We start from the raw sequence: 9,511 nt of genomic DNA, 5'->3' as shown, positions 1-9,511 counted from the left end.
TCCACCGACGGCGGGAGCAAGTAGTCCGTCTTGCGGTCTGCCACTATGAAATTCGACATCTGCTCGCTCCGTCATTACGCATACGTCATTATCTCACACAAAGGGAAAGTCCGACAGGCTGCTAGACGGTGCTCGCCCGTCTCCGATACACTCGGGCACCGGGTTCCAATGAAGCCCTGTGACGGGCGCACATCGCATGGACGACTACGCAGAAATCATCGATCTCGCATGGACGGGGAAGCTGGAGTTTTCGCGCCTGCTTGAGCAAGCCAGCCTGCTGGAACAGAACAATCGACGCGTGCTTGCCGTGGTGCTTTACCGCACCTGGCTTGATCGACACCAGACGACGTTCAACCATTTCGCGTACTTCAACCTGGGCACATTGCTGTTTGCCGAGAACGATGTCGCAGGGGCTGTCGAGGCGTATTCGCGAGCATCGCAACTCGCGCCGGGATTCATTCAACCGCACCTCAATCTGGGCCTTGCCTACGAGCGTCTCGGCCGGTTCGATGCGGCCGTCACGGAATGGCAGTGGGTCACACAAAACGCCAGCCCGGAAACACCGGGAAACCTGAGCCTGAGGATCTCTGCCCACAATCACCTGGGGCGACTACAGGAATCGCTGAAGCAGTTCGGCGATGCACTGACCAATCTCGAAAAGAGCCTGGAACTCGACCCGCAACAGCCCGACGCCATCCACCATTGGGTATTCCTCCGGGAAAAGATGTGTTGCTGGCCCGTCTATTCACCGGTGGGCGAGGTTACGCACGACCAAATGAAGGCAGCCACCTCCGCACTGGCGATGCTGAGTCTTTCAGACGACCCCGACGCACAACTGGCGGCGGCGACCAGCTACTCGCGGCGCAAGATCCCTGAGAATCTGCCAGTCCTCGCCCCCCCCACTGGCTATCGGCACGACAAGATCCGCGTCGCATACTGCTCGTCCGACTTCTGCCTGCACCCCGTCGCCATGCTGACGGTTGAACTGTTCGAGCTGCACGACCGGAACAACTTTGAAGTCTTTGCATTCTGCTGGTCACCGGAAGACGGCTCTGCACTCCGCAAGCGAATCATCGACGCCGCTGACCATTTCATACGCATCGATGCGCTCGACGACTTGTCTGCCGCGCAACTGATCCGCAACCACGAAATCGACATTCTGATCGACCTGCACGGACAGACGCGCGGCGCCCGCACGACGATGCTCTCCTGTCGCCCGGCCCCGATCCAGATCACTTATCTCGGATTGCCTGCGACAACTGGCCTGCCCTGCATCGACTACGTACTCGCAGACCACTTCCTGATTCCCGAAGAGTTTGCGCACTACTATTCCGAGAAGCCTCTTTACATGCCGGAGATCTACCAGATCAGCGACAGACAACGCCTGTGCGCCCCGCCGCCGTCACGCAACAGCTGTGGCCTGCCGGCGAGCGGGTTTGTCTTCTGTTCGTTCAACAACAACAACAAGTACACGCTTGAAATATTCGAAGCCTGGATGCGTATTCTGCACCGCGTGCCGGACAGCGTCCTGTGGCTACTATCAGACAATCAGTGGGCCGAAGAGAATCTGAGGAAACAAGCGGCAACACACGGCGTCGATGAGCACAGACTCGTTTTTTCCGAACGGACCTCGCCACAGAATTACCTCGCACGTTACCAGCTGGCCGACCTCTTTCTTGACACATTCCCCTTCAACGCCGGGACCACCGCCAACGACGCGTTGTGGATGAGCCTGCCGATTCTCACGCTGAGCGGGCGCTGTTTCGCTTCGCGCATGGCAGGAGCTCTGTTGACCGCGGCCGGACTCCCCAACCTGATCACCGGCAGTATCCAGGACTACGAAGACAAGGCCGTCGCATTGGCCACCGAGCCGGGCGCCTGTCGACAACTGAAGGAGCGCCTGAGCGACGCACGTGACAAAGGTATTCTTTTCGACACGCCGCGCTTCGTTCACAACTACGAAGCATTGCTAAAAGGATTGATAGCGCAAACCAGGGCGCCCTGAAGTCGCATGCATAAGCCCCGTCCCACAGCAACAACGTGGCGCGGACAAGACAACGGCCACAGATAACGAACCGACCACTTGAGCCATGACCATCGCCATCGCCTCGATCCAGCGCAATCGCAACCCCTACATCATTGAATGGCTGGCGTTCCACCTGGCCGTCGGATTCGACCAGTTCTACATCTACGCGCACAAGACGACCGATGGCATGACGGAAACGCTTCTTCGCCTGTCGCAGAAATACCCCATTCAGGTCTTCTCGCTCGAAGCGGACGACTGGCCGCAAATCATCGCCTACAACCATGCGTGGAGCAATTTCGGCACCAAAGAGGATTGGATTGCCTTCATCGATGGCGACGAATTTCTCTTCCCGACACAGAACGACTCAATGGCTGAGGCGCTGAACAGCTACAAGGACACGAAGCTGTCGGCGCTCGGCGTCTACTGGAAATGTTACGGAAGTAACGGACACATCACCGAGCCCGAGGGATTGTTACTTGAGAATTACCTGCGGCACAGTGACAACACTTTCTACGCAAACAGCCACATCAAGAGCATCGTCAAGGGGAGTGAACAAGTATTTCCCAACCGTTCCCACCTGTTTGAAACCGGAAACGGCACAGTAGATGAGCACTTCCGCCCGATAACCGCCGGACTCATGGCTGACTATCAACCAACTTACGATATTTTTCGCATCAATCACTATCCCACGCAGAGCCTTGAGTACTTCAAGAGAACCAAACAGAACATCGGTGCAGCCGACCTGCCGGCAGGCACACAACGCAGTGACGAGTGGTTTATCCAGTACGACCGCAATGAGGAGCAAGATGGCATGGCGCTGAACTTCCTCCAAAAAACCAAGGACTACATGAACGCGATGCTGGCATTTCTGCGCGAAGGAACCGACGATCGAGTAGAAAAAATCACCCCGAGCGCTGATGGGAAAGTCCATTTTCTCGCCGCCGAAGCGACCGAGGAAAGGACGACGCCGGCACCGGTTACCGATGACCAGATTCGGCTATTCACCATCGTCTATTCGGAGGAAACCAACGCCCAAGCCATTGGCGGCACGGAACGCTTGGACAACCTCGCCAACGAACGCCCGGACTGGCGGGAGTATTGGGCCATCCGGCGCTATCTGCTTGAAAATGAACTTCAGGAGCACGCGTATTACGGTTTCTTCTCGCCGAAGTTTGTAGAGAAAACAGGACTGGACGGCAACGGTGTCAGGAAATTCTTGCTTGAAACAGGCACGCCTGCGGACGTATTCACATTCAGCCCGCAAGCCGACATGGGCGCATTCTTCCTCAACACCTTCGAGCAGGCAGAAGCCTTCGATCCCGGATTCATGGCATCGACAAGACAGCTCGCGGCAGAACTGTCGATCGGCGCCGATATCGGGTCTCTCGTGATGGACGCGCGACAGGTTGTATTCAGTAACTACTTTGTCGCGAACAAGAAATTCTGGAATCGCTGGCTGGAAATCGGCGAACGGATCTTCTCGATCTGCGAAAAGAACACTTCAGCCCTGGCGCAGGATTTGAATCGGGGAACAACCTACCCCGGCGCCGTTCCCCGCAAGGTCTTCCTGATCGAGCGCATTGCCTCACTGATGCTGACGACGGAAAGCTGGACGTCGGCCCCTTACAGCACCTTCAACTGCGCCTGGTCCGCATTGCCAACCTCCCGCTTCCACGACGAAGCCATCACCAGCGACGCGCTCAAACTGGCCTTCAACGTAACCCGCGACAACAACTACATCCAGGCATTTTCGCGTCTGCGGGAAAAAATCTTCTCGCCCGAGAAAAACCTGCCCGAAACTCACCAATAATCGCCCGAGCCAAGTTTGAGCGATGATACGTCAGTATTTCAGGCAGGCACCGCCCGAGCGACCCACTGAAAAGCAAGTGCATCACTGATGGCTGTTTCAGCATCCGTGCCAAGCGCCTCTGCCATCATCTTGATCGCGTTTCGAATTTCCTCCCCAGGCTCCATGGTTTCAAAAACGCGGGCACCAGCGCTAACTATCTGAAAGCCGGTGGAGCTGAAAAGCTCTATCAGAGTCAGCCTTGTGAACCATCTTAAATGTGTTCGATCCAGTAGCCCGCTATCTTCATAGACGAATCGCCCGCAGTTCAATCTGGCTTGCACTGACCAGTGTTGAGCATTAGGCAGGCAGACGACGATCGAGGTATCGTCTGTTGAATGCGAACGAATTCTTCTAAGTAACGCCCATGGGTCGACAAGGTGTTCCAAGACATCCGCGAAAATCCAACAATCAGACGGCAAGAGGGCCTTGAAGTCATTGTCATCAAAACTCTCGATTGAGCCATGTATAACCCGATCGCAGTACCGCATGCTTTGCTCAGCATATTCCCCGTCGATCTCTATGCCCGTGTAATGACAGGCTGGATTGATTTTCTTGTACTCCCTTGCAAGCGCTCCAGAGCTGCTGCCAATTTCGATAACTCGCTTACAGTCTGGGGGTATCAAGTTCAAAATATCCATGTTGGCAATTTCATGGATGGGTGTCTGTTTCATCGCTCCCCCTACTTGTTCGTGAAAATTTGTTTGGCCACGCAGAAAAGCAACGCTTGATTCTCTCGGTTATCGCGATCAACGATACAACCCGTATGTTCTGACGCGAAAATTCGCACAAGTTGACTACCGCACTTTGAAATAGGTCACTTGTCTTTCAACGCCACCGCAAAAAGTTCCCCACCGAGACGCCGTACGAAAGCGAACCGGAACCCCGCCTCAAGCAGTTTTGCCTTGAGCGTGGTGGCGGTAAAACCCGTCTTGTGCAACATGAACACGTTGTTGTCGAGCAGAAAACCGCGATAGCTGTAGATCATGTCGATGGCGGCGATCGGGCCCGCCGGGGAAACATAAACGGTGTCGTACAAGCGATCCTGTGCCACCATCTCGCATGCCAGCTGCAGGTCAGGAGTGCGAATGACCAAGGCCCCGCCGGGCGTCAATGCCCGGTGAAATTCCTTCAACGCGACCGGCACCTCGTGATGGAAGAGGTGCTCGATGTTGTGGCAGGAATAGACGGCCTGCGCACTTTCGCTCTGCACCGGAGACATTTCCGATACCGAGGCGATGATGTCGGGTTTCACTGCCGGGTCGATGTCGAGCCGGATCTCGCCCCAGTTGCCATTCTGGAAAACAGCCGGCAGGCTCGACAAGGTCGCGCGTCCGCAGCCGACGTGCAGGATCATCCCGCCGCTCAGGTCGACGCCGTGGGTCTTCCACCACTTGAAGACACCGGCTAGCTGGTCCTGGGCGAAAGCACACTCGCCGACCACCGCCAGCGCCCGACTGCCGACCGCACCGCCAAGGAAGCTCAGCGGCTCAGCCAGGGCGCGGGCCTCCTCGAAGCGCCGCTCTGCAAGAAACGTCGTGGACAGGCCAACGTACGCTTCCTCCAACGCTGGATTGAGTTCAAGCGCCTTGTTGAAGAACTCGCGCGCTTCTTCGTTTTTGCCTTGCGCCGCCAGGACGGCACCCATGGTCAAGGCATACTCGGCGCCATCCGGCGCCAATTCGATCGCCCGGGCAACGAACGCCTCGGCCTCGCCGAGCAAGCCGATATCCATCGCCAGCCGGCCGCAGAGGTGCCATGTCTTGCCGGAATCGGGCGCCAGAGCCAGCGCGCGCTGGTAGCAGGAATTCGCCTCCTCGAATTCGCCCCGCTGGTGAAAGGAGATACCGGCCTCCACCATCACGTCATGCTCGTTCATTTTGCTCCCCTTGTAAGCACCACTTTTCCCACATTTGGCGAAATACCATTTCGATTCCCCGTGCGAATCCCGCGCAATCCATCAGCGGACTGGCCTGCATGCGCCCCCGCAAATTATCCCTGTAATGGCGCAAAGCAGCCAAATCCCCGGCAAGAGCCGCCGCCTTGTCGGCATATTCCTGCTTGTCCAGTGCGATCAGATCGTCGAGCCCGACGTATTTCAGAATGTTCGACCCTGCCCGCGCATGCAATGCATCGCCTTTCAGCGTCACGAACGGCACACCCATCCAGATCGAATCGAAACCGGTCGTACCGCCATTGAAGGGAAACGGATCGAGGCACAGATCAGCACGATTGTAGGTATCGAAGTACTCGGCCACCGGGAGTGACGACAGAATGATCAACCTTTCCGGATCGACTCCCTTGGCAGAGAACCGGGCCCGCAGGTCGGCCAGTGTCTGCTCGTCCTTACCACCTCGCCCAATCAACAATAACCGCGAATCCCCGGTTCTCTGCAGGAGGCTGGCCCACAAATCAAGCGCCGCAGCACTGACCTTCGAATACCGATTCATGCAGGCAAAGGTGAAATAGCCGTTTTCCTCGACCGGCAAGCGCTCGCGCACGGCGACCATCGGCATGCCCCCCCTCACCCCGTAAGCATTCGGCAATGCCCACGGCGTCTCCGCACACCAACTCCCTTTCAGCAAGTGCTCATCGTTCGGCACCAGCACATAGTCCATGGACGACATACCCGATGTACCGGGATAACCAAGCCACTCGACCTGGATCGGTGCCGGCTTGCGCGCGAAAACACCCAGGCGATGCCCGCTGGTGTGGCCGTTCAGATCAACGAGGATATCGATTTCATCAGCACGAATCAGCTCGGCCAGCGCGTTATCTCCAATCCCGCGTACAGTCCGCCACACCGTCGCGTACGGACGAATCATCAGGGTCACGTTGTCGGCCGTCGGCCAATTGTCGTACACGTAACTCTCGACGCACGACCGATCAAGTTGCGGGAAAAACGGTGCGATGAAAGCCCCGACAGGGTGTGCGCGCAAGTCCGCTGAAACCCAGCCAATGCGCAGTTTTCTCTCTGGCGAGCGGTTCCGTTCCGTAAACGAATAATGCTTGTTCAGGGGCTGACAGACATTCCGGTCAAAACGACGCCCGGCGTCGAGTATGTCTTGAGCACACGCCTGGCTCGAAAACAACATGCCGAACATCAAACCCGCGTGCGCGGCGACATTGGCCGGGTCGGCCTCCAGCGCCCGTTGGAAATAGGCGACCCCCTCGTCATGGCGCCCCTGATCGATATACCAGCCGCCAAGGTTAACCAGGGCAGAAACATGCCGAGGGTCGATTTCCAACGCTCGTTTCGCCGCCGCCTCGGCTTTCTCCATTTGCCCGAGCTTGTTATAGACGACGATCAGTACATTCCACGTATTGACGCTGTTCGGCGAATGCTCGACGGCCTTCTCCAGACTTTCGAGTGCCGCCTCCCATTGCCCGCGGTGCGCGAAAACGAGACCAATCATTTCGTACACCCACGGCTCTGAAGCGCCTACGGTCAGACACTTCTCCAACGCATCGATGGTCCCCAATGCATCACCCATTTCGACCAGCGCGACCGCCCGATTGAGGGCGACCACAACATCCTCGGGAGACCATTCGAGCACCCGGTCGTAACACGCGACGGCATCTTTCCAATCCTTCTGCGCCAAAAACACGTCCCCCTGGGCGCGCAGCACGTAATAGTCATCGGGCGCCGAATGAACGGCCTGCCGGACAAAATCAACCGCCTGCTCGATCTGGTTCATCTCCCGGTAAATATCGGCCAGAACGGCCAATGCAGCACCGACTCCGGGTGAAAGCGTCAGACACGTGCGCAAATCGCTTTCCGCTTCATCATTCTTTCTCAACTGACGCAAGGTCAATCCTCGCAACAGGTAAAGCTCCGAAACGGCGGGAAAGCGGGTGAGCGTTTCGGACAGAAGTTCGGTCGCTTCGAAAAGACGGCCAGCGTCAACATCGCAGTTGGCCAGCTTGCAAGCAACGATCAGATCGTCAGGGGCGAGTGTGTGAGCCTCACGAAGACTCGCACGCGCCGCATCCAGGTCACCGCCGCGACGTTGCGCGTCCCCCAGCCACGCAAGAACATGATGATCGTTTGGGCACAGCGCATGGGCTTCACCGAAAAAATCGAGCGCTCCGGGAATGTCAGGCAGCATCAGCGCCAAACGACCGAGCCATACCCACGCCTCTGCGCAATCAGGCTGCTCGTCAACGAGCATTTCAAGTCGCTGCGCGGCTTCCGCCAACTCCCCACGGTTGAAGAGTTGGTGCACGTCCTCCAGACGCGCATCAATTTCGTCACAACCGCACGCTCCGACAACTGACGACATAAATACCTCGCAAGACAGAATTCAGGAACGCCAAAGCGTCAAGGCGTCATAGCCAACCGCGATATTCTTCGGATTTTCGCATGCGGACAAGGGGAAAGCCGTTCAATTGCCACGTCATGCGTATTTTTCCCCGTTGCCCCTAAAGTTCGTCCAACACGCGTCGATAACTGCAACAAGGGCAGCAAACAAATGCCCGAAAGAGGAAAAAACAGTAGTTCTGGACAGGCTCAAGCCTCCCGCTGAAGAACTTCGGCGGATTTGCATAAACGTGTATTTCAGCAGGAGACCATCATGGCACTTACCATCAACACGAACGTTGCATCACTTAACGCTCAACGCAACCTCAATACGTCGCAAGGCACACTCAAGACATCAATGCAGCGCTTGTCATCCGGCCTGCGCGTCAATAGCGCCAAGGACGACGCCGCCGGTCTCGGCATCGCGGAGAAAATGACCGCACAAAGCCGTGGCATGACGGTCGCTGAACGCAACGCCAACGACGGCATCTCGCTGGCGCAAACGGCTGAAGGCGGCATGGCGGTGATGGCGACACACCTGCAACGGATGCGCGAGCTGGCCACGCAGGCAGCATCCGGCCAATACGACGGAACAAACCTGTCGTCACTCAATCAGGAATTCCAGGCATTGCAGAACGAAGTTGCACGTATCGCAGTGGCCACTACGTTCAATGGCAAGCAGGTTCTTGGCAACGACAGCACGATGAGTTTCCAGATCGGCGCTGGAATCACTACGGAAAACCAAATCTCGATTACCACGGTAACCGGCAACTTCTCGGCGCTGGTGTCCAATTTGGCTGTTTCCACCTCTGACGGAGCAACCGGCGCCATGGAGGCCATCGACACCGCACTCAACACGGTGAGCGATGCTCGCGCCGGACTGGGCGCCCTGCAATCCCGCTTTGAAGGCGTGGTCACCCAGCTGCAGTCGCAGAACGAAAACATCCAGTCTGCACGCGGGCGCATCCTCGACGCCGACTACGCAGCTGAAACCGCCAACCTGGCCCGTTCCCAGATCCTGCAACAAGCCGGTACCGCGATGCTTGCGCAAGCCAACCAGTTGGGCAGCAACGTGTTGACTCTGCTGCAAGGCTAAACGGGTTAGCCCCATCCTTGGCAAGAGGGCGCAGTAGCGGTAACGTTACTGCGCCCGTTGGCCGTCTGGCACAGGAGTCAAATCATGAGCATCCAGTCTCTTAATAGTGCAGCAACCTCACACCTCATCGCCAGAACGCCTGGTGCAGAGGTGGCAGGTCGTTCAATCGATACCGCAAACACCGCCAGCGCCAAGGAAGAGGGCGCAAAGAGCACCTCCTCGGTGCAATCATCTTCCGACAAG

6 protein-coding genes are annotated in these 9,511 nt (G+C 57.2%); 3 read left to right on the top strand and 3 right to left on the bottom strand.

Annotation, left to right across the window (positions count from 1 at the left end):
• Positions 1-196: 196 nt before the first annotated feature.
• Both KBA32_RS14835 and KBA32_RS14830 read left to right on the top strand, forming a co-directional pair.
• Positions 197-2,005, top strand: coding sequence for a tetratricopeptide repeat protein (locus KBA32_RS14835; protein WP_294360459.1), 1,809 nt, complete (start codon positions 197-199; stop codon positions 2,003-2,005).
• Between the two features lie 85 nt (positions 2,006-2,090).
• A complete protein-coding gene (locus KBA32_RS14830) occupies positions 2,091-3,836 on the top strand; it encodes a glycosyltransferase family 2 protein (protein WP_294360457.1) in 1,746 nt (581 codons plus the stop codon).
• Between the two features lie 38 nt (positions 3,837-3,874).
• On the opposite strand, the gene KBA32_RS14825 is transcribed toward KBA32_RS14830, so the two are convergent.
• The 3 genes from KBA32_RS14825 to KBA32_RS14815 all read right to left on the bottom strand — a co-directional run bounded on the left by KBA32_RS14825 (position 3,875) and on the right by KBA32_RS14815 (position 8,155).
• Entirely contained in the window at positions 3,875-4,546 is a 672-nt protein-coding gene (locus KBA32_RS14825) for a class I SAM-dependent methyltransferase (RefSeq protein WP_294360456.1), read from the bottom strand.
• A gap of 143 nt (positions 4,547-4,689) precedes the next feature.
• The gene (locus KBA32_RS14820; protein WP_294360461.1) at positions 4,690-5,733 is read right to left on the bottom strand and encodes a tetratricopeptide repeat protein; all 1,044 of its coding nucleotides are present in this window, start codon (positions 5,731-5,733) and stop codon (positions 4,690-4,692) included.
• A gap of 4 nt (positions 5,734-5,737) precedes the next feature.
• A complete protein-coding gene (locus KBA32_RS14815) occupies positions 5,738-8,155 on the bottom strand; it encodes a tetratricopeptide repeat protein (RefSeq protein ID WP_294360452.1) in 2,418 nt (805 codons plus the stop codon).
• Between the two features lie 291 nt (positions 8,156-8,446).
• On the opposite strand from KBA32_RS14815, the gene KBA32_RS14810 reads away from it, so the two are divergent.
• On the top strand, positions 8,447-9,268 hold the full coding sequence (locus tag KBA32_RS14810) for a flagellin (RefSeq protein WP_294360449.1): 822 nt from the start codon (positions 8,447-8,449) through the stop codon (positions 9,266-9,268).
• The last annotated feature ends 243 nt before the right edge of the window (positions 9,269-9,511 follow it).

The sequence above is a fragment of the Propionivibrio sp. genome (genome assembly GCF_017995515.1).
GTDB lineage: Bacteria > Pseudomonadota > Gammaproteobacteria > Burkholderiales > Rhodocyclaceae > Propionivibrio.
Note: the sequence above shows the minus strand (reverse complement) of the source record. Positions and strands in the feature narration are given on the sequence as shown.